At 45.4% G+C, this 20,772-nt stretch carries 18 protein-coding genes and 1 other annotated feature; of the genes, 6 read left to right on the forward strand and 12 right to left on the reverse strand.

The annotated features are described in order from the left end of the window. Positions 1 to 13 precede the first annotated feature (13 nt). Positions 14 to 376: a TIGR02328 family protein gene (locus tag IGI84_RS11335; protein ID WP_077452843.1), complete on the reverse strand. Its 363-nt coding sequence runs from the start codon at positions 374 to 376 to the stop codon at positions 14 to 16. Positions 377 to 390: 14 nt separating this feature from the next. Then, positions 391 to 1,359 carry an NADP-dependent oxidoreductase gene (locus IGI84_RS11340; protein ID WP_220426872.1) on the reverse strand — a complete coding sequence of 323 codons (969 nt, stop codon included), beginning with the start codon at positions 1,357 to 1,359 and terminating at the stop codon, positions 391 to 393. Positions 1,360 to 1,626: 267 nt separating this feature from the next. Between IGI84_RS11340 and IGI84_RS11345 the strand changes: the two genes are divergently transcribed. The 4 genes from IGI84_RS11345 to IGI84_RS11360 all read left to right on the forward strand — a co-directional run bounded on the left by IGI84_RS11345 (position 1,627) and on the right by IGI84_RS11360 (position 5,723). Further along, positions 1,627 to 2,706, forward strand: coding sequence for an ABC transporter substrate-binding protein (locus tag IGI84_RS11345; RefSeq protein WP_077452845.1), 1,080 nt, complete (start codon positions 1,627 to 1,629; stop codon positions 2,704 to 2,706). Continuing rightward, on the forward strand, positions 2,707 to 4,311 hold the full coding sequence (locus tag IGI84_RS11350) for an amidohydrolase (RefSeq protein ID WP_077452846.1): 1,605 nt from the start codon (positions 2,707 to 2,709) through the stop codon (positions 4,309 to 4,311). A 462-nt stretch (positions 4,312 to 4,773) separates the two neighbouring features. Beyond that, positions 4,774 to 4,920, forward strand: a complete 147-nt coding sequence (locus tag IGI84_RS11355; RefSeq protein WP_005234527.1) for a hypothetical protein — start codon at positions 4,774 to 4,776, stop codon at positions 4,918 to 4,920. 218 nt (positions 4,921 to 5,138) lie between these two features. After that, the gene (locus IGI84_RS11360; RefSeq protein WP_077452847.1) at positions 5,139 to 5,723 is read left to right on the forward strand and encodes an SOS response-associated peptidase; all 585 of its coding nucleotides are present in this window, start codon (positions 5,139 to 5,141) and stop codon (positions 5,721 to 5,723) included. Between the two features lie 80 nt (positions 5,724 to 5,803). Here IGI84_RS11360 and IGI84_RS11365 read toward each other — a convergent pair whose 3' ends face one another. Next, positions 5,804 to 6,409, reverse strand: coding sequence for a short chain dehydrogenase (locus IGI84_RS11365; RefSeq protein WP_077452848.1), 606 nt, complete (start codon positions 6,407 to 6,409; stop codon positions 5,804 to 5,806). 192 nt (positions 6,410 to 6,601) lie between these two features. Continuing rightward, positions 6,602 to 6,833 (forward strand) — a binding site (T-box leader). Between the two features lie 49 nt (positions 6,834 to 6,882). Between IGI84_RS11365 and IGI84_RS11370 the strand changes: the two genes are divergently transcribed. After that, entirely contained in the window at positions 6,883 to 7,722 is an 840-nt protein-coding gene (locus IGI84_RS11370; protein ID WP_430600395.1) for a MetQ/NlpA family ABC transporter substrate-binding protein, read from the forward strand. 138 nt (positions 7,723 to 7,860) lie between these two features. Further along, entirely contained in the window at positions 7,861 to 8,772 is a 912-nt protein-coding gene (locus tag IGI84_RS11375) for a LysR family transcriptional regulator (RefSeq protein ID WP_220426874.1), read from the forward strand. A 137-nt stretch (positions 8,773 to 8,909) separates the two neighbouring features. On the opposite strand, the gene IGI84_RS11380 is transcribed toward IGI84_RS11375, so the two are convergent. The 9 genes from IGI84_RS11380 to IGI84_RS11420 all read right to left on the reverse strand — a co-directional run bounded on the left by IGI84_RS11380 (position 8,910) and on the right by IGI84_RS11420 (position 20,767). Then, positions 8,910 to 10,658, reverse strand: coding sequence for an ABC transporter ATP-binding protein (locus IGI84_RS11380; protein ID WP_220426875.1), 1,749 nt, complete (start codon positions 10,656 to 10,658; stop codon positions 8,910 to 8,912). Continuing rightward, complete coding sequence (locus IGI84_RS11385) at positions 10,642 to 12,396, reverse strand: ABC transporter ATP-binding protein (RefSeq protein WP_220426876.1); 1,755 nt, start codon at positions 12,394 to 12,396, stop codon at positions 10,642 to 10,644. Before IGI84_RS11385 ends, IGI84_RS11380 begins: the two co-directional genes overlap by 17 nt. Before the next feature lie 463 nt (positions 12,397 to 12,859). Next, a complete protein-coding gene (locus IGI84_RS11390; RefSeq protein ID WP_220426877.1) occupies positions 12,860 to 14,503 on the reverse strand; it encodes a peptide ABC transporter substrate-binding protein in 1,644 nt (547 codons plus the stop codon). 28 nt (positions 14,504 to 14,531) lie between these two features. After that, entirely contained in the window at positions 14,532 to 15,242 is a 711-nt protein-coding gene (locus IGI84_RS11395; protein ID WP_220426878.1) for a gamma-glutamyl-gamma-aminobutyrate hydrolase family protein, read from the reverse strand. A 292-nt stretch (positions 15,243 to 15,534) separates the two neighbouring features. Beyond that, on the reverse strand, positions 15,535 to 16,017 hold the full coding sequence (locus IGI84_RS11400) for a single-stranded DNA-binding protein (RefSeq protein ID WP_077452856.1): 483 nt from the start codon (positions 16,015 to 16,017) through the stop codon (positions 15,535 to 15,537). A 228-nt stretch (positions 16,018 to 16,245) separates the two neighbouring features. Then, positions 16,246 to 17,307, reverse strand: coding sequence for an ureidoglycolate dehydrogenase (gene allD / locus IGI84_RS11405; protein WP_194194816.1), 1,062 nt, complete (start codon positions 17,305 to 17,307; stop codon positions 16,246 to 16,248). 49 nt (positions 17,308 to 17,356) lie between these two features. Next, positions 17,357 to 18,574 carry a dicarboxylate/amino acid:cation symporter gene (locus IGI84_RS11410; RefSeq protein WP_216691455.1) on the reverse strand — a complete coding sequence of 406 codons (1,218 nt, stop codon included), beginning with the start codon at positions 18,572 to 18,574 and terminating at the stop codon, positions 17,357 to 17,359. 13 nt (positions 18,575 to 18,587) lie between these two features. Further along, positions 18,588 to 19,520, reverse strand: a complete 933-nt coding sequence (gene arcC, locus IGI84_RS11415; RefSeq protein ID WP_430600398.1) for a carbamate kinase — start codon at positions 19,518 to 19,520, stop codon at positions 18,588 to 18,590. Beyond that, complete coding sequence (locus IGI84_RS11420; protein WP_096741518.1) at positions 19,517 to 20,767, reverse strand: MFS transporter; 1,251 nt, start codon at positions 20,765 to 20,767, stop codon at positions 19,517 to 19,519. Before IGI84_RS11420 ends, arcC begins: the two co-directional genes overlap by 4 nt. Positions 20,768 to 20,772: the final 5 nt, after the last annotated feature.

Below are 20,772 nucleotides of genomic sequence, written 5' to 3' on the forward strand. Positions count from 1 at the left end.
AAGTGTTTGGTCTTTAAAGATAGATCCCTTTACTATGGAGATTCACTAAGCATTCTTCCAAGTATGCTTCATCATGTTCTGGATAGATCGGCGTAGTCAAAGGGACGGCTTGAACGGATGATTCCAGCGGCAGATTTTTGCCACGATACGCCGGATCGTACCATTCAGGTGCTGGCCGATAGCCTCGACGGGTCATTTCATCCAGCACTAACTGATGGTATTGAAACAATTTATAGGGCGGATGGGTAAAAACGTAATCGACGGTTGCGTGCTTCTTGCCCCAGCCAAGCCCCCGTAAGGCTGCTGCTTCACGATGCTGGCCTAACAGCTGCTGCCGGGGCAAAGCAGGGATCAGTGCTTCATGCCATAAGCGCATCGGTTCAGCCTCCTTTATTCTGCGTCTTGGCTGATGAAATTGTCTTGATTTTCAATAACGATCTTACCTACTGCATGGTGTGTCTCACTCAATGCGTGGGCATCGTAAATCCCTTGTGCTGTCAATGGGAAGGTTGCACCGATGACACTGTTGACTTTTTCTGCTTCGATCAGCTCTGTCAATTCTGCCAATTGTTTGCCGTTGGTTCGTAACCAAATTGCTTTGGCGAAGATGTCTTTTTCTTTTGCCAAGCCTTCGTCTTCAATACTCAAAATCGAGATCAGACGGCCCTTAGGTTTCAAGACAGTGAAACTTTTCTTCTGGGTGTCGCCCCCCATCGTATCAAAGACCAAATCGATGTCTTGCAAGACTTCTTCAAAATCCGTCGTGTGGTAATCGATGATCTCATCGGCACCAAGTTTTTGTAATAACTCATGGTTACGAGGACTAGCCGTCGTGATGACGTAAGCGCCAGCTGCTTTTGCTAGTTGGATCGCATAGGTACCAACTCCGCCTGCTCCGGCATGGATCAAGACTTTTTCCCCTTCTTTTAAACGACCGTGTTCAAACAACGCTTGGTAAGCAGTCAAACCAGCTAATGGCACTGCAGCTGCTTCTGCGTAGTTTTGGTTTTCTGGTTTGATCGCTGCTAACTCAGCATCGACGATGGCGTAATCAGCATACGTCCCAAAACGAGTCGTTTCAGGGCGGGCATAGATCGCATCACCAACTTTGAATTCTGTCACGTCAGCACCTATTTCTACGATATCCCCTGCGACATCCCAACCTAAAATAATTGGGAAGTCCCATGGAAACATTTGTTTCAAATAGCCTTCTCTTAATTTCCAATCGATTGGGTTGATGGATGTTGCGGCAACTTTGACTAATAATTGATTTGCTTTTAATTCTGGTAATTGGACCGTTGCTTCTTTTAATTGGTCTTTTCCACCATAGGCTTCAATAACGACAGCACGTGTTTCCATTGATGCTTCACTCCTTACATTCATTCTTCATCAAAGAGAGGTTCCTGTTTTTCCATCCCTTGATTTCTCACTTCCCTAGCTTAGGCAAAAGGAGGGAATTTGACAAATGATATGTTTGGAAACTGCCCCAGCCACCTGGCCGTTCCTCCTTCAAAGCCTTGAAAGAAACGGGTTTATTTTTTCTTCATTTTTTTATTGCCTTTTCTTTAAAAATCAATTACGCTACTCAAGAAATACGAAATTGTAGAGAAAGAAGGAATTGATGAATTGAAAAGGTTGTGGATATTTTTTGGCGGTGTGATCGGCATCACCGCGTTGCTGTTTTTAGGTGCTTCGGTGTTAACGAAAGAATCGGGGGCAGCAACGTCGTCCGACAAAAATACAGTGATTATTTACAATTGGGGCGAATATATTGACCCCGAATTGATCAAAACATTCGAAACTGAGACTGGTTACTCAGTGATTTATAATACATTTGACTCCAACGAAGCGATGGAAACGAAAATCAAACAAGGCGGCTCGCGCTATGATTTGGTTTTCCCTAGCGAATCGATCATTCCGAAAATGATCGAAGAAGGATTGTTAGTGCCTTTAGACCATCAGAAATTGACGGGAACGGAAGATCTGTCGCCTTTTTTGATGGATCAAGCCTTTGATCCTGACAATACCTACTCAATCCCCTATTTTTGGGGCACGATCGGAATCATGGCAAATACTGAAGAAGTTGATGTTTCTTCGATCCATGGCTGGAGTGATTTATGGGACCCTGCATTTAAAAATGATTTATTGATGGTGGATGGTGCTCGCGAAACCTTAGGAATCGCGTTACAGACGCTCGGTCTTTCCCAAAATGAAAAAGACCCGACCAAGGTCGCCAAAGCCTTGAAGAAGCTGGAAAGTATCCGTCCCAACGTCAAAGCAGTTTTGACCGACGAGATCAAAACCTTGATGATCAGCAACGATGCCCCTTTAGGAATCGGGTATTCGGGCGATGCCGCTTATGTGATGGCGGAAAATCCTGCCGTCACCTATATCGTTCCCAATGACGGCGGTGCGATTTGGACAGACAATTTTGCGATCCCGAAAACCGTTGGTAATCTTGAGGGAGCCTACGCCTTCATCAACTTTATGCTCCGCCCAGAAAATGCCGCACAAAATGCCGAATACGTGGGCTATGCCACGCCGAGTGAAACGGCAAAAGCCATGCTGCCGGCTGAACTGACTGCTGACAAGGCTTTCTACCCTGAGCCAAGTGCGATGGAACAAATGGAACATTATGAATACTTAGGAAAAGAAGCGGTTGAGCTTTACAACGACCTTTTCCTTGAATGGAAGTTGGGATTATAATTGTCACTATTACTAAAATCTGAACACATCTTTGATACCAAAACGAAAACGACTTTTGCGGGCTTTCTCTTGATAGAAGACCAGAAAATCACGGCTGTGGGTCCTCTTTCAGCGCTGCCAACACTTGCTGAAGACACCCAGGTCATTGATCTCAAAGAACAAATGATCATCCCAGGCTTTATTGATGCTCATGTTCATTTTTATCTTTCCGCATTACTCCACCAAGGGGCACTGACCCATCTTACGGGAGTGACAGAAGAAGCCGTTGCCCAGCAAGTGCCCGCCTTGCCCATCACCCATGGATGGAAAATTGGCATCGGCTGGTTCAGCAGTGATTTCGGTCAGCAAGTCTACCCGACGAAAGATTCGATCGACAACTATTGTGCCGACACGCCTGTCATGCTGATTTCCGGTGATGCCCACAGTATTTGGTTGAATAGCCAAGGGATCGCTGCTTTAGGGATCACACCTGAGAACTTACCAGCAGGGATCAGCGGGGAGGCACTACTTGACGAAAACAGCGGACAATTAAGCGGCTGCTTTTTAGAAGCGATCGCCATTCATTATTTAGCAAAGGTCTTACAGTCGTTCCAAGCACAAAGCCCTGCTGCTTTTCTGACCTATATGAAACAGCTCAATCAATACGGCATCACGACGATCGGCGATGTTGCCTTGACAGGAGAAAGCTGGGACGATCTAGTCTATCCCACTCTTTATCGACAGACGGAAGCAGAAGCGACCTTGCGCGCTGTCTTTTATCCAGCCATGCGAGAAGACATCACGCAACTAAAAGAAACTTACCGTACTTATCGCTCCGAAAAAGTACAGATGGGCGGCGTCAAACAATTTTTTGACGGCGTGACGAGTACGCACACCGCTTTTTTAAAAGCGGAATATGAAACACCGTATTTTGCTGGTGATGTCGGGATGCCGTTGATCGATGTTCAACGGATGCGCCGCTTTATTTTACAAGCCAACCAGCAAGACTGGCCGATGCGCATCCATACCATTGGTGATGAAGCGATTCGACAAGCACTCCTCTTTTATCAAGAAAGTGCTGCTGCTCACCCGCTTTCTAAAGGCAAAGCCAATACCTTGGAACACTTGGAAGTGATGGATGCCGCTGATCTGCCACTAGTTCGCCAAGAACAACTGGTACTCTCCGTACAGCCTAGCCATTTATTAGTCGGTTATGAGACCCTCGATGAAGAAGTAGGACCTCAGCGTGCCAGTCAAATGTTTCCTTTTCAGTCCTTTCTAGAGCAAGGCGCAACCTTGGCATTTGGGACTGATACGCCGGTCGTGATCGACGTGACCCCTTTAGACTCGCTGTATTATGCGGTTGCTCGGCAAGAAAAAAATGGCCAGCCAGCAGGCGGATTGATGCCACAGGAAAAAATCACCATCGCCGATGCCCTCTATGCCCACACCGCAGGCGCCGCCAAAGCCTTGAGTCGGCAAGATATCGGTCAATTAGAAGTTGGCTGTTTAGCCGATCTTTGTATTTTGTCACAAAACATCTTGCCTTTAACTGCCGAAGAATTGCTTCAAACGACCGTTGAAGCCACCGTATTTGATGGACGATTTGTTTATCGGGGCAACTGATGAAACACCAGATCTTGTGAAAGTACAAGGTCTGGTGTTTTTCTTTGATCAAAAAATACAGAAATAGGTGCTTAGTTTGGACCACTCTTCCCTTTTCGTACTTGCCCCTATCCCTTACGATGGATTCCCTGCTTGGCAGCTATGCTTTATCATAGGTTTTCTTTCGGCCATTTTGATCCTCGTGGATTGGTCTATTCGATTGGCGTAGCAAAAGAATAATTCAAGCAGTTACCAGTTTCTTTATTTGATGGAAATTCAGAAACATTCCTCTTTTCCCTGGAGCTTATTCCTTCAAATGCGCATTGGTCTATTCCACTCTCCACCCTTACTCCTTCAATCGTTTCTTAAACCTTTGAATAAATTCTTAATAAAATAACTAACAAAAAATAAACTTTTACTATATCCCTTGAATGTAAGCGGTAAATTTGTTATTATTACCAAGGATAAGGAGGTGTTTATCTATTGTATGCGATTAAAATCTTTCATGGTTATCTAACCGCCGAAGGAAAAAGAACACGGGACAAAACAATTGCATTGACCTATACTTGCAGAGAAGATGCTGAACGTTTCGCAAATAAAATCGGCGGGAGAGTTAAAAAAATTGGCTAACCAACTAGAATAAAAAAGGCTGTCAACCTCAGTAGGTGACTGCCTTTTTTTGTTGTCTGATTTCCAGCAAATCAAGCGATACTCCTGACTTTTTACATATGTTTAAGATCCTTTTCTTGTTGAATCGAGAAGTGAAGCAAGTTAGTTGGTTTTGACGCCTTGAGTCTTTATACTGAAACAAAGGCAGCAGCCAATCCAAAAAAAGGAGTGACCCGTCCATGTGCGGCCGATACTTATTTGACCCAACAACTGGCGAATTGTCAGAATATTATCAAGAAGCCGCGGCGAAAGCCCGCAAGCGCCAACAGACTGTCGCTATCAATGATGTTTTCCCCTCCAATCACGTCGTAACCATCGGTGCAAATCAACAACAACAAGTTGTAGCTGGTGTGACAAGATGGGGCTTTACCGGCTTTAAAAAAGGGCATTTGATGATCAATGCGCGTTCTGAGACCGTTGAAGAGAAACCGACTTTTCGCAAACCTTTCCAAGAGCATCGCTGTGTCTTTCCGATGTCTGGTTTCTATGAATGGAATCATGAAAAGGAAAAGTTCCTCTTTTCGCAAGATCACGTGATTTATGCCGCTGGTTTTTATCGCATCCTTCAAAAAGAGGATCAGATCGAAACTGAATCAATCATTCTAACGACTACCGCGAACGATTCTGTTGAACCAGTCCATGATCGAATGCCTCTGTTCTTAGAAAAAGAAGCGATTGCTTCTTGGATCAATGACTTGGCTTTTGCACGCCAACAACTCAAAGCAGAAATGCCCAAGCTGAAAACCCAAATGCTCTCTTCTTAACTGTTTGCTACCTCTTTTTCAGCAGAACAAAAACCGCCAAGTCAGCTGTGATTTGGCGGTTTTTGCTACTTCTGCTTTTCTTAATAAACGGTGAAGGTTTTGCCAGTCATGATCCCAAAAACTGCTTTTTGATACGCTGCAAAAACGGGTGCGTCACCAACGGGAATAAAGCCTTTGAAAGAATCGGCGAAGGTTTCCCAAGAACCCACAAGCGCATTGGGACTGACTGCATTGATTCGTAACCCATGACCGATCTCAAAAGCTGCCGATGCCACGAAGGCTTCTAAACCGCCATTGACCAGTGCTGAAGGCGTGCCCATTGGGATAAATTCGTCTTTGATAATTCCAGAAGTCAGTGTGATACTACCGCCTTCATTGAGAAAATGCTGGCCAATCAACGCAAGGTTGACTTGTCCTTGTAGCTTCGAAGCCACCGACTGTTGAATATCAGCTGGCGTCAATTCCTCAAAGGGTTTAAACACTGTGCTTCCCGCAGCGGAAACAATAGCATCCACTTTCCCAGTAGCTGCAAATAGCTGGCTGACACTGTCTGCATCCGCAATTTCGACCTGATGATCGCCATTGCTACGGCTAGCCGTGATCAGCTCCACCTCTGGTACCTGCTGAAAGCCTTCAGCTAAAAGCTGCCCAAGTGTGCCGGTATGTCCAATCAAAAGTAATTTCATTTGCTCGCCTCTTTTTTTGTTTTGTGTTTCGATTCTAACCCAACCAAGCGATTTCGACCATTCATCTGCTTTTTAGGTCTATTCTTGCCCTTGTCCATTTGTTCCCCTTCTACCTGCGTAGTGATTGGAATCACCTATCACGAAAGCAATTGACAACTTTCTCATCTTGTTCTAAGATACTACTAATTTCATACACATGCAGTGAGAAGAAGAGTACGATCCCCCCTTTCTTTCAAGAGAACTCGGAACTGGTGGAAACGAGTAAGGAAGACGATCCGAAGATGACCTTTGAGCATTCGTGGACGAACAATCCCCGACGGAGAAAGCCCGATAGCGCAATGCAGTTTATTTGATGAACTGACTGAGGTTTTTTGTTTCAGCAAAAAACAAACGAAGGTGGTACCGCGAAATGATCGTCCTTCCCAAAGACTATTCTTTGGGAAGGCTTTTTTTATAAAAAAGGAGGAAAAGTTATGAAACGAAAGATTCGATTGGGTGTGGGCATTGGTTTATTGTCCTTAGTTTTATTTGCCGGTTGTGGCAATCAAGAAGAAGTAACGGGAAATGCCGAGGAACAGCAAACAGAAATCAGATTGGTGACGACACCAGGGCCTTACAGTGAACTATTTCTCAAAGGAATCAAACCGATTTTAGAAGAAGCTGGCTATACTGTGACGGATATTGGCTTTACTGGGGTCTTGGAAGCGGACATTGCATTGAACGATGGCGAGATCGACTTAAACGTCGATCAGCACACCGCCTATTTAGAAAACTTCAATGAAAACACGGATGCCGATTTAGTGGGTATCACACCGATTCCTACCGTTCCAGCCGCCTTGTATCCTGGCAGAAAGGACAGTTTAACAGCGATTGAAGCAAACGATACCATCGGGATCCCCAATGATCCGTCAAATAGTACCCGTGCCCTGTTGCTGCTACAAAAAGCCGGCTGGATCGAGCTTGACTCCGAAGTGGCGCCCATTGCCGCGACTTTGAGAAACATTACTAACAATCCTTATGACCTGGACATCGTCGAGATGGATTCTGCCCAAATCCCCCGCAGCTTAGCAGATTTAGACTATGCGGTGATTCCCGGCAGCATCGTTTATAGTGCAGAAATCGCTGCAGAGGAAAGCCTATTAAGTGAAGACATTTTGCAAGAATATGAACTGGTGGCAACGGTAAAAGAAGCCAATAAAGATAGTGATTGGGCACAGGCAGTGGTGGCAGCTTATCATTCTGAAGCCTTTAAAGAACTGCTGGCAGAAGAGAATCAAACGGGTTATTGGTTTATTCCTGAAGAGTTGCAATGACCGCTTCACAAGTAGCAATAAGCAGCAACTGTCGTCTTATTTTTTAAAGAAGCTTCTATTATTATAGAAGGAAAAGAACTGACTACTATTGATTGGTGGACCCTTCCCTGTCGAAATCTTTGTAAAGGAGGTCAAAAATTGAATATTCAACAAATGCGGATCGTGCAAGCGATCGCTGACCATGGAAGTTTTCGTGAAGCAGCCAAACGGCTGTATCTTTCGCAGCCAAGTCTTTCCCAAGCCGTGAAAGAGTTGGAAACAGAATTGGAGGTCCAGCTTTTTGAGCGTACGAATCAAGGCGCCCGCTTGACTGCTGAAGGCTCGGAATTTCTAGACCATGCCCAGCCGATCTTGAGTCAAGTGGCGCAGCTGCAAACACGTTTTTCCAGCAAACAAGCAGCGAATCAAACCTTCACTATTGCAAGCCAGCACTATGATTTCACGGCTGGAATTTTCAGTGAGCTGCTGCAGGAATTTCCCGACTGTCGCCAGTTTCGCCTTTTAGAAACCACGACCTTAAAGGTAATCACGGACGTGCAGCAATATCGAAGTGAATTTGGGATCCTTTATTTAAATGAGCAAAACCAAGCAGGGTTGGAACGACTGTTGCAAGGCGCCCAATTGTCCTTCGAGGCGTTGGGACGGTTTCGCCCCCATGTCTTTTTGCGAGCGGCTCATCCCTTGACAGAAAAAAGGCAGCTTTCCTTAAGAGATCTCGCCCCTTATCCACAAGTACGCTTTTTGCAAGAAGATGAACGCTATTCGTTTTTTTCCGAAGATTTGATCGACTTTGCTCCAAGCCCTCAAGTGGTGCATGTCAGCGATCGAGGCACGATGGTCCAGCTATTACAGCAGACGGATCTTTATGGAACCGGCTCGGGGATCGTTGCCCAACCAGAACGCCAAGGCTTGGCTTTTCTTCCTTTGATCGACGCGTCCGAGGGTGAGATCATCCTCATTAAAAAGAACGCTCGCCCGTTATCAGTGATCGGCGAGCATTTCTTAACAAAATTACGACAACACCTTGCCGCTTTTCCTACTGATATATAAGCGAAGGCCTCCTCTTCCTACTCCCCATAGATGATTGGCTGCACCTTCGCATTATATTAAAAATCCTTGAGCCACTTCCCATGCAGGAGGCTCAAGGATTTTCTTTTACGGTTACTGTTGTCGGCAATCACCGCTGATTACAGCTGCTCTGCCTGCATTTGATACATTTGCTGATAGATTCCTTGCCCTTGGACAAGACTTGCATGGGTTCCCCGTTCCACGATCTTCCCTTGGTCTAGGACCAAGATTTGATCGGCTTGTTTGATCGTTGATAAACGGTGAGCGATCATGAAGGTCGTCCGTCCTTTTTGCAAGACGGTCATCGCCTTTTGAATGATGGACTCTGTTTCAGTGTCCACATGGCTCGTCGCTTCATCCAGAATCAAGATTTTTGGATCAAAGACCAGCGCACGGGCGAAACTGATCAGCTGACGTTCTCCACTAGAAAACTCATTGCCTTTTTCAACGACTGGATGATGGATGCCTTTTTCGTAGCGGCTCAAAAGGTAGTCAGCGCCGACTTGTTTCAAGGCATCGATAATCATCGCTTCGGTGATCGTTGGATCGTTCATCCCGATGTTGCTGGCGATCGTTCCAGTAAATAGATAGGGATCTTGCATGACGATCGCCATTGAATCTCTTAAACTATGACGATCATAATCAGTGATCACTTGTCCATCCACAACGATTTTCCCCTGCTGCGGATCATAAAAACGGAACAACAGGTTCAAAATACTCGATTTTCCAGAACCAGTATGACCGACTAAAGCAATGGTCTCTCCTGCGGCAACGTCGAAGTTGATATCGTGCAAGATCGCTTGCTCAGGGTCGTAGCCAAAGGTCACCTGTTGGAAAGAAACATCGCCATTCGTAACAGTCAGCTGCTCACTTTGTTGTTTTTCAACCGGCTGATCAGCAAACTCAAAGACCCGCTGTCCAGCAGCTAATGATTGCTGCACGTTGGTGATGGTTTGGACAAGCCCCTCGATGGGATCATACAGGCGGTTGATGTAATCAATAAAGGCATACAGCAAACCTGCTGAGATCGCCAAGCGGCCATCAAGGAAAAAGGCGGCCAAGGTCGTGATTAAAATCAAGATGGTTGAATTTCGCAACAAATTGCCTAATCCCCAAGCGATACTTGAATCGAGTAAGAGGTATTTCCGTCCGGTTTTGAACCATTTCTCTACTGTCTCATTAAATTCTTTCTGCAACTGCTTTTCTCGTTGGAAGGCTTGGATGATCGCCATTCCTTGGACAAATTCATTTAACTGTCCACTGATTTGAGAGATGTATTCCCGCATTGCTAAATTGTAACGAGAGGCATATTTGGTGTAAAAATGCTGCCAGATTCCTAAAATCGGGATCAAAATCAGCATCGCTGCTCCTAAGGTGCGATTCAAAAGAAATAATGCAATAAACGCACCAATGATTTGGATAATGTTGCTTAACAAATTACTGATCACGATCACGTAGAAATTAGACCGCAAGACTTCGGTGTCATTCGTGATCCGTGCGACGACCTTGCCGGCTGGAATCTGGTCAAAGTAAGAAACCGGTAATTTGTGCATATGGTCAAAAAGCTGATCCCGCATTTTTTTGACAATACTGTTGGACATTTTTCGCAATTGTAGCAAGCTGATATAACGAAAAAGGGAACCAATCAAATTGACCAGCAAATACCCAGCGAGTAATTGGATCAAAAGCATCGTATTTAGGTTTCTGCTGTCAACCGCCGGTGTCATCACTCGGTCGATCAGCTGTTTGGCAATCAGTGGTGAAGTCAGTTCGAGCGCTGCTGCCAGCAACAGCAAGATCGCACCCACGGTAAATTGTTTTTTATAATAGCTCAAATACGTGAGCAAACGTTTAATCGTCGAGAACACTCGTATCGTCCTCCTTTAACTGTTGATGATAATACTGCTCTTGGTACCAGCCTGGCGTTTCGATCAACTCCTGATGGGTACCACGCTGTGTGATCCGTCCGTCTTCTAAGACGATGATTTGATCCGCTTCGGTGATGGCGGACAATCGATGGGTCACGATAATGGAGGTCGGTGCCTGCTTCATCGTTTTCAAATTCGTGATGATGGCTTGTTCCGTTTTGGCATCAACTGCCGAAAGGGCATCATCCAGTAAGAGGACTTCACTGTTTCGTAAAAACGCCCGTGCTAAGGACAAGCGTTGTTTTTGTCCACCAGAAAGGGAAACGCCTTTCTCACCGACAATCGTTTCGAGCCCTTCTGGCATCCGCTTGATGTCTTCGCTAAAGCAAGCAGCTTCCAGGGCTTCCCACAATACTTCTTCGGAAGCGTCTGGCTGTCCGAATAACAAGTTCTCGCGAATCGTTCGTGAAAACAAGGTATGTTCTTGCGGTACTTCTGCAAAGTGGTTGCGCACGGCTGTTGTTTGATAGGCCGTCAAGGGCTGCTCATTGATCAAGGGTACTTGATCAGAGTATGGATAGCGGTGACCGAATTGTCTTAGCAGCGTCGTTTTTCCGCTGCCGGTCTTCCCAACGATCCCTAAGACTTCTCCACGAGTGATCGTCAAATCCAGTCCTTCTAACACATAGCGAGCTGCTTGTGGGTATTGGAAATGGTATGCTTCAAAACGGATCGTATTGATGGCTTGCAGGTCGGCTTCGCCTGGCGTTTCTAATTCATCCCCTGTCTGCAGCACTTCATTGATCCGACGCCAGGATGCAGCACCTTGCTGCATCACATTCACAAGATCTCCTGCTGAGATCATCGGCCAAACGACCATTGTCAAGTACACTTGGAAAGAAACCATCGCACCAATGGTGATCGTTTGGTTAGCAACAAGAAACGCCCCGACACCAAAGCTCATCACAAAACTGATCGCTAAGATGATGGTAATCAGCGGCCCAAAACGGGAATCGATCTCAGAAACGATATTGTTTTTTGCTCGTGTTTCCAGTGTTTTCTTTTGAAACTGTTCCGTGGTGGCTCCTTCTAGTCCATAAGCTCGGACGACCCGAATGCCATCAATGATCTCCAACACTTCACTGTTCATCTCAGAAACAGAATTCTGCGCTTCCGTAAACGCCTTATCGACTTGCGAGCCCCATTTGAAAATGTAATAGGCTAAAAGCGGCATTGGAATCAAGGCAATCAAGGTCAATAACCAAGAAACCGTCCCAGCCATCATCGCTACGATAAAGCTTAGATACAAACTAGTATTTAAGAAAACCATCAGACCATACCCAACGGTCATCCCCATCACTTGGACATCGTCACTGGAACGAGTCATTAAATCACCTGTTCGGAAACGATGGTAAAACGGCGCCCCCATTTTGAGAAAGTGGCTCATCAATTGTTCCCGTAATTGTTTTTGCAAATCGTAGGAACCAATAAATAAATTAAACGTCCAAACAAATTCCGCCAAATATCCTAACAAGATAGCTCCCGCGAAGAGACTCACATATTGGATCAGTACGGAGTAATCAAAATTATCTTGAATCAACGCATCGATGAACAAGCGCAGAATATAGATCGGTGCAACATACATCGCACTAGCGATCACCATAAAGACGAATACAAAGGTATAGCGCACCTTATGTTCTTTAAAATACGTTGTTAATTGTTTTAATACATACTTCATGTTTTATCCCTCACATTCTAAAAAAGTACACAAAAAAGCTCTGTCCCTTCGGAAAAAGGACAGAGCATAAACGTCGTTATTATAGACATTATCTGTACACTAATGGTTACCGAATGAGGGATTCACTTTATTCAATTTGGTTGTTTTTTTATCAAATACTTTTTGCATCGTAATCCCTCCATCTCTTTTTATTTTGCTGACTACACCTAACACTTTACAGATAAGTTTCTGAGAATGCAACAACTTTTATTAATTTTCTTTAAAAAAGATTGACTTTTCTAAAAATGCGAATGTCAGAACAATCCTTTTTAACAACCTTTTTTTGAAAACGAATTCCTGCTTTATCCCAAGAGTTGCAAGGATTTTGGCAAAAATAAAAAAACAGATGCCCCTCTTTTCAACAAGCGCTGTTTGATCAGCACAATTGGTTGAAAAAAAGTTCCTCTGTTTTCTTACTACCTGTTTATTCTGTGACAGATGCTAGGCGATAGGATACTGTTCGTCCAAAAGGAAACACTTGCACCCCTTGCAAGCGATCCGTTTTCAAATACGCCACCGCTCCTTGATATAACGGCAAAACGGCTGTATCTTCAACGATCAATTGCTTTTCGAGTTCTTTCAATGAGTCCCAACGGGCAGCTGAGTCGTTTGCTAAAGTCGTCCGTGCTTCTGCTAACCCTTGGTCGTAACTTTCACTGGCATACCCAGAGGTATTCAAGCCACCTGTCGAATCATAAAATTCTAAGAAGTTGATTGGATCCGCATAATCCGGCGTCCAAGTCCCAAAGACGAGATCAAATTCACCTTGGGATTGCAAGTCCAAGCGGTTTTGTAAAGGAATCGACTTGGCATCGATGGTTAATCCCGGCAAATTGGTTTCTAACTGCCCTTGGACAAATTCGATGGTTTTCTTGGCTGCTGCTGTATCTGCCGATAGCAACTCCAAGGTGATCTCGTCTTGTCCTAGCTCTTCTTTGGCTTGCGCCCAAAGGTCTTGTGCGGCTGTTAGATCATACGGCAGTAAATCGCCGTTTTCTTCACGAAAATCTTGGTCTGTTTCAGGATCCTTGGCAAAGTTGCTTGGCACAAAGCCGTTCAATGCAGTGGACCCATCGCCTAAGATATTTTCGGCAAATGCCTCTTTGTCGATGGCTTGTAAAATCGCCTGACGTACCTTGACATTGCCTGTGACTTCTCGTTTTTGGTTGGCACTTAAATACCCCACCAGCGCCTTTGGCACATAGTTGGCTTGAGCTGAGTTTTGGTATTGCTGTGCGTAAGTATCTGTCAAGGTAGTGTAGTCCAGTTCCCCTGTTTCAAAAAGGCTCACACCAGTTGCCGTTTCCTTCACTACTTGCACGTCGATCTTGGTCAATTGGACATTCTCAGCATCCCAATAATCAGGATTTTTCGTTAACGTCCATGATTCGTTGGTTCCATTCCACCCTTCGATCAAGAATGGGCCGTTGCCGACAAAATTTTCCGCTGATAACCCATAATCGGCACCTTTTTCTTCAGCAAACGCTTGGTTTTTTGGCATAAAAGGTGTCCCGACCAAAATTTGATCCAGATACGAGATTGGACTTGCCAATGTCAGCTCTAACGTCTGCTGGTCCAATGCTTTGGCACCTAACTCACTCACCTCAGCGTCCCCTTGACGCACTTGACTGCCATTTTTCAACACATCCATTTGATTGCTACTGCTAGAACCGTTCTCTGGATTGGCAACATATTGAAAGGCGTAGACAAAATCATCCGCTGTAACAGGATCGCCATTGCTCCATTTTGCATCACGAATGGTGAAGGTATAAACCAGACCATCTTCTGATACCGTAGGCTCTTCAGCTGCCATCGCAAGCTCAGGATCCCCCTCTTGATCCAGACGGTATAACCCTTCTGCCACTTGTCCGATCATATCGGAACTATTGACATCCGTGTATTGCCCGCTATCAAGGGTCGATAAGGCGCCAGCGGTTGACACTTGAATCTCTTGAGCCACGGCGCCTTGCTCCTCTTGCTGTCCAGAATCCGTCGTGGAACTCGTGGTACTGCAGGCACTTAAAACTAATAATGTGAAAGCAGCGATACCAATCATTTTCTTTTTCATTTTTCTCCTCCTTGCGTGACCCTCTTTCTTACAACACGTCAACGACATACTTGAAAACCGCTTGTTCTTGTATAAGTGCATCATAGGCAAAGTCAGGATGCCATTGAACCGCCAACAAACGCTGACCCACGTGTTCAATGCCTTCAATGATGCCATCAGGACTCCAAGCTGTCTTTTGCAATGGACGAGCCAATCGATCCACCGCTTGATGATGAAAGGAATTGACCTTTGTTTTTTGGCCATAGACACGAGCCAACATACTTTTTTCAGCCGTCGCGATGGCATGAGTCGGCACTTCTTTCGGAATCGGTGCCTGCATATGAATGATCTCACTGAAGGTACTGATGTCTTGCTGCAGCGTGCCCCCGAATGCCACGTTGACCAGCTGCATTCCCCGACAAACCGCAAAGATCGGTTTCTTTTGCAGCAGCGCTTCATCGATCAGCGCTAGTTCAAACTCATCCCGTGCCAAAAAGCCACTTCCAGTTGCCTGATGGGCTTCCTGCCCATAAAACTTGGGTGAAACATCTTGTCCACCAGCTAATACCAGTTTATCGATCTGTGAAACATAGTCCTTGGCTGCAGCTGGCTCACTGATTGGCACGAGCAATGGCAGTCCGCCCACTTGCTGGATCGCTCGCACATACCCTAATGGTGTGTAGGCGATCGGCAAATGATGCAGCACATCGCCAGCATCTTGCACTTCATTCGCAGCGATCCCTATAATTGGTTTGCTCATCGACATCCCTCCCTGATTAACGATTTTTCAGAAAAAAGCGGCATCTAGCAGTTGAACAAGGCAAGCGCCGCTCTTTTTCTCAAGATATGTTTCAACTATTCTAAACCAATCCGCACTTTTTGTGAAACACTATTTTCACTTTCACGATCATTTATTACAATCACCATTCTATTTAACCCCCTCTTTGATACGCAATAAAGAACACCGCTAGTCAGATATAGTTGAATTTTACCAATGCTTTCTCTACGTAAAAAAACATGCGAGAAGCCGTTGCTTTCCGCATGTTTCGTCATTAAAATAATCGATTGTCTTTTAAAAACTCCAGCATCTGTGTTTTTAGGGGATCTTTTTCATTACGGATCAACTTTGTTTGCGTCGTTTCATCAAGTGTCGATGGCCGCTTTTTAGGAAAAGGCGCCGCTGGTTCTTCTGCCAACTCTAAGATTTGGAAGCTATCCACCACCACTTCTGCCGCACAAAGTCTCTGACCTTCTGGTGTTTCATAAGGACAGCCTTGCAAGTGTCCATTGATTTTGATACTTGCCCCTTTTTGAGTATACCGTAAAAAGGTCTCTGCCTGCTTTCCATGAATGACGCAAGCAAACCATTCATGGTGCACTTCTTCACTGTTTTGCCATTGAGACACAATGACAAGATCAAAACGTACGCCCTGATCGTCCGCCGCATCAAACGCTTCTTTACTAGGCATCTCTGCGATTTTCCCAGTAAGAACCACTTTATTCATTGCCACGTTGCATCCTCGCTTTTCTCTCATTTCTTGAGTGATCTTAACTTATGCGACCTATTCTACCACATTCCAAAAAACAAGCAATCAAAGGTCGAATGGCTTAAGAAATGCTTTGAACAAAATGAACCAACTCAAAGAATTCGTCTGATCCTGCCAATAATGTGCGATTTTCTGACTGAAAACTTCTCTTTGCTCCACACAGCAAAAAAACAGTTGGTTCAATCCCCCTCTGAACCAACCGTCTTCTGCAGATCTTTATTTAGCAAAGGAATCTTGACTACCATAGCGATCAAAATGGAGGGTTTCGCTTTCGAGATAATCGATGATCGCTTTGGGGATCATGACCCCTTCTTGCTGGGCTTTTTCAAAGTGTATTTGGCTGATCTCTCCAGGATAGTAGACTTGTGATTGCCCTTCTACTGGCGGGATTGCATGCAGCTCAGTCACCATCTGATCGATGCTTTGCTTGAAGGTTTCGGTGTTGGTAAAACGAGATGGATCGATCACAAGCAGGAATTGTCCTAAGCGGCGTTTTTCCGTCAAGTCCGCATACATGGAGGTGACCTGTTTACCAAAAGCCAAGCCTAGCATTGAGCCAGCTAAAATATCCACCATCATCATCAAGCCATATCCTTTAGCACCGGCGATGGGCAATAATCCTTGGACTGCATAGGGATCGGTGGTAGGCAAGCCTTGCTCGTCTACGGCCCAAGTATCGGGGATCTGCTGTTTCTTCGAACGAGCGTCCAAAATTTTGCCCCACGCTTGAACCGTTGTCGCCATATCAAAAACCACCGGCGGATGATTGGCTCGTGGTGCAGCAAACGCGATTGGATTGGTGCCAAAATAGTTTTCGGTCCCACCAAAAGGCACCGCCATCGGATCCGATTGACACATGGCGATCGCCACTAAGTCGGCTTCAGCAGCCTGTTTGACGTAATACGCCATCGTCCCGCTATGGCTGGTCTGCTCGATTCCTACTGCAGCGATCCCGGCTTCTTTTGCCAGATGAATGGCGATCGCCATCGCTTCATTGCACACATAATGCCCCATACCGTTATCTCCGTGGAAAATTCCGGTAGCGGCGCTTGTTTTTTCAAAAGACATGTTTGGTTCCAGCGTGATGCCGCCTTTTACTAAACGCTCGGCATAGTAGTCCATCCGCACGGCACCATGAGAATGGATCCCGCACGCATCCGCAAAGGTCAAATGTGCCGCTGTTTCACTGGCAGCGGCTTCTGGCAAACCAGCAGCCAAGAGTTTCTTTTTCATTAATGCTTCTAATTCCAGCAGAGAACGTCTGCTCATTTCTTCCATCTTTTCTCCTCCTTATGAAAAAGAGAAGCACGCTTGGCAACGGCTTCTCCTATTGATTAAACACGCGATAATCGAGTTCATCGGCTGACTTAGCGATCAGCAGCGCTGAATAGACGTCTGAGTTCACGTTCAAAATCGTCCGCAGCATGCCAACAAACCATTCGACACCAGCAAATAGCGCAATGCTTTCGATTGGTAACCCGAGCTGGGGAACGATGATTGCCAAGGAAACTAACCCCGCTCCGGGAACAACAGCATTGGCTAAAGAAACGAAAGTCGCAGTGACAGCTACCGTCACCATTTGGATCCCGTCAAAGTTGATTTGATACATTTGGGCGATCGTCATGACGGTAATCGCCATATGCATTGCTGACCCATTGCTGTTCAAAGACATGCCCAATGGCAATACCAAATTGGTGATGCGGCTACTGAGTCCTAATTTGTTCTGGGATTCTTCCATAGCGATCGGCAGTGTGATGGCAGAAGAGGTTGTCGCCAATGCCATGACCGACATATTTTTCATATTTTTGATCAATCGTAACGGATTGATCCGACAATACACGGTCAACAAGACTAGCCACAGCCCAAGGAACGTAACGGTGGCTAGACCGTAGATGAGCAAATAGCTGCCTAATGGCAAAATGATCTGCAACCCCAGGGAGCTGATCGTTGAAGCGATCAATGCAAAAATACCGATTGGTGCCACGATCATCACGTAACGAATGATGGCAATGACGACCTCATTCAGATCCACGATCAGCCCATAAAGAGCTGACTCAGGTTTCTTTTGCATAAAGCGATTGAGGGCAACACCAAAAAATAACCCAAAAACGATGATTTGAATAATTGACCCTTTACTCAACGCATCGAAAATATTCGTGGGAATAAAGTTGATCACTGTCTCTGATATAGAAATTTCTTGTGCTTGCAGAGGTTCACCGGCAGCTTGTGAAAAGTCGATCCCTTTGCCCGGAGCAAAGAAGACCGCCATCAGCACACCCCATGCAGCAGCGAATAAGGAGGAAATCCCAAAGACAGCGATCGTTTTTCCACCCAAACGTGTGAGTTCTTTCGGGGCAATGCCCCCAACTGCTTGAATGATTTGTCCAACGATCAATAACGGGATCGCCATTTGCATCAGACGCAAGAAAAGATCGCCCAAGATTTTTAGGAATGAAGCGGCTTGCCCAAAGAACAAACCGCAAAGAATCCCTAGAAGAACGGCAATAACGATCTGCGTCACCATCGGTAGTTTTTTTGCTTTCACTTTGATCCCCTCTTTATTTTCGAAGTATGGTTCCTGTATGCTGATCTAGTTCAGCTAACTTTTCGATTGAGGTAATAATCGCGGTTCTGGCTGCATCTTCTTCAACAAAATCAATCGCAGCTTCTATTTTTGGCAACATACTGCCCGCTGCAAAATGGCCTTCCTCGATGTAGCCCTTGGCTTGTGCCACACTGATTTTCCCTAAGGCTTGCTGATTCGGCTGGTTGTAATTGATGTAGATATTGTCGACACCGGTCAAAATAATCAGGCGATCGGCCTGCACATCTTTTGCTAAGACACTGGCGGTAAAGTCTTTGTCGTTGACGGCTTCCACGCCAGTAAACCCATTATCGTTGCGAACGATAGGTACGCCACCACCACCGGCGCAAATCGTGATTACACCAGCATCGACCAATGTTTTAATGGCTTCTTTTTCAACGATTTCTTGCGGTTTCGGGGATGGAACCACTTTGCGGAAACCACGCCCAGCATCTTCTTGATATACCCCGCCATTGGCTGCCATCGCAGCATTGGCTTCCTCTTCACTATAAAATGGTCCGACTGGTTTGGAAGGTTTCTCAAAGGATGGATCTGCTGGATCGACACGAACTTGGGTGACTAATGAGATCACTGAAGGATGTGCTTGACGTGTGGCAAACTCATTGATCAAGGCATTTTGCAGCCAATACCCGATACTTCCTTGAGTCATCGCCACGCAGCTGTCTAATTTCAATTGAGGATTTTTTTCACTTTCCCCGGCTTTTTGCTGCAGCAGTAAATTGCCGACTTGTGGTCCATTGCCGTGACAAACAATGACTTTTTCCCCTTTTTCGACAAAATCGGCAATATAACGTGCTGCTTGCGCAACAACTGCTTTTTGTCCTTCATCACTGGGGTCTTTATCTAAAATAGCATTGCCGCCTAACGCGATCACATTCAAACTCATTTTATGCTCTCCTTCTGATTTTCCTTTGCTAATACGGCAAAAGCACCTAATCCGATCAGCAGTAATAGACAAGACAGGTAAAACCCGACCTGCATCGATCCTAAAGAATCGGCTAAAAAGCCAGTAACATAAGGCGCTAAGATCGACCCCGACATCCCGATAAAGTTATAGGCACTCAAGGTCGTTCCTAAGGCGCCTTTTGGTGCGTTTTTCGTCACAAAGGTCACGACGATTGGATCAAGCGCCAACTTGCCAGTCAATCCATACAAAATCAAAACAGTGATCAATAAGGTACGATCCGTTACAAAGGCAATGGCAAATACGGAAAGGGTCGCCAATGGGACCAATAAATAGACTAATTTTTTCGTTGCGCCTGTTTTATCATTCAATCGAGCAAAAATCAACGCACCTGGAATTGATGCCCATGGGACTAAGGAAGCAATAAAGCCGACACTCGCCCCTTCAAAGCCACGCTCGGCAATCAAGAATTGCGGCAGCCAAGTAATGATCACAAAGTTTGCATAAATGCTGGTAAAGCATAGAACAAAGGCTGCCACGAGATTGCGGTTTGAAAAAATCTGCTTCAAGGAAATCTTTTCTTTTGGCCCCTCTTCTTTTATTTCTTGTCCTTCATCTTCTGGACGAATCACTTTTTCTTTCAAAACAAAATAGAACAAGACACCTACAATCAAGGTCGGAATCGCCATTAGGAAGAAGGGTTGACTCCAATGGCCCCCATTATCCAAGACCAATTTACTAGAAAGCAAGTATCCGCCAGACGTTCCAAACGCCATCCCACTGTTGATAATGGCATTTCCGACGGTCCGTTTGTTGTCGGGAATCGCTTCGGTAGACAATGCGTATTGCGGACCGTAATAGGCACCTTGACCAATCCCTGCAATGGCACGAATCACTAAGAACAAAACAAAGCTTGTGGCTAGCCCACTGAAGTACGTAGTCACCGCCAATAAAACAAAACCTAGGGCGATCACCAATTTGCGACCGATTTTGTCGCCGATGATACCAAAAGGAATTTGCGCAACGGCATATGTCAAAAAGAAAATACTATTGGCAAGTCCTAGTTGTGTGTTGCTTAAATTGAATTCTTCTCCGATCACACCCATGATTGGATTGAAGATCGTCCGTGTGGCGTACATTAAAATCCAGCCGACAAAGAAAATAGCAACGACTTTTTTCCAGTAAGAATTGCTTACTTTGACCGCATCTTTCTGGTTACTGATTTCCATGATTT

Source organism: Enterococcus sp. DIV0008 (assembly GCF_050542615.1).
GTDB classification, from domain to species: domain Bacteria; phylum Bacillota; class Bacilli; order Lactobacillales; family Enterococcaceae; genus Enterococcus_D; species Enterococcus_D innesii.